Annotated in this window: 1 protein-coding gene; it reads left to right on the top strand. The window is 52.0% G+C overall.

Going from position 1 to position 1165, the window contains the following annotated elements:
• Positions 1–71 precede the first annotated feature (71 nt).
• A complete protein-coding gene (locus QPL95_RS18520; protein ID WP_153741791.1) occupies positions 72–1016 on the top strand; it encodes an IS5 family transposase in 945 nt (314 codons plus the stop codon).
• The last annotated feature ends 149 nt before the right edge of the window (positions 1017–1165 follow it).

Here is a 1165-nt window from a genome sequence, read left to right on the forward strand (position 1 = left end):
GGAGGCTCTGAATAAGTCTCAAAATCAGCGATAATACGGTCATCGTCAACTGCACAGGATTCGTTGCCACCATGGATCAGATCACCTTCTCCGAAGCCGAGTACCAGACCAAGAAGCGTAAAACCCGCCGCGAGATTTTTCTGGAACGGATGGACAAGCTGATTCCGTGGAAGCAGTTGGAGAAGAAGGTAGCCCTATATTACCCCAAGGGCCAGACTGGCCGGCCACCGTATCCGCTGCCGACCATGCTGCGAGTCCACTGCATGCAATTGTTCTATAACCTCAGTGATCCTGCCATGGAAGACGCATTGTATGAGATCGAATCCATGCGCCAGTTCGCCGGCCTGAAGCTGGACCGATTGCCGGACGAAACCACCATTCTCAAGTTTCGTCATTTCCTGGAGCGCCATGGCCTTGGCAAGGTGTTGTTCAAAGAGGTGAACAAGCACCTGGAGAAAAATGGTTTGATGCTGCGTGAAGGCAGCATTGTGGATGCTTCCATCATTTCTGCACCAAGCTCCACGAAGAATGAAAGCGGCCAGCGCGACCCTGAGATGCGACAAACCAGAAAAGGCAACCAGTGGTACTTTGGCATGAAGATGCATATCGGCGTGGACGATACGCTCGGCTTGATCCACAGCATCGACACCACCGCTGCCAATGTTCACGACATCGTGTCCGCCGGCAACCTTCTTCACGGTGACGAGCTGCGCGTGTTCGGTGATGCCGGTTATCTTGGCATTCAAAAGCGGGATGAGCATAAAGATCGCCAAAATGTATCCTGGTTCATTGCCAAGCGCCCCGGTTCTCGTAAAAAACTGGACGACCGAAAGCTAAAGGCCGAGAAGCTCAAAGCCAGCGCCCGGGCCAAAGTGGAACACCCATTCCGGTACATCAAGCAGGTCTTTGGCTATAGCAAAGTTCGCTATCGCGGCTTGGCCAAAAACAGTAACCGATTGCACTTGCTGGCTGCGTTCAGCAACCTGCTGATGGGTGAAAAATACCTGCTGTCGTAGGGTCAGTTCGCCTGTTTTCCGCCAAAACGGCGGGAAATAGGCAAAAATCGAACAAAACAGAGGGTGATAACGCCAAAATCGCGCTTGAATGGCTTTTTTTCGAGTTGAAAAGCGATTCAGCGATAAATCAGGCGTTAATCAGACCCTCC

This window comes from Marinobacter sp. SS5-14b (assembly GCF_030541005.1).
GTDB lineage: Bacteria > Pseudomonadota > Gammaproteobacteria > Pseudomonadales > Oleiphilaceae > Marinobacter.

Coding starts and splice junctions, on each gene's coding strand:
- QPL95_RS18520 (WP_153741791.1), top strand. CDS start 72: ATGGATCAGATCACCTTCTCCGAAGCCGAGTACCAGACCAAGAAGCGT.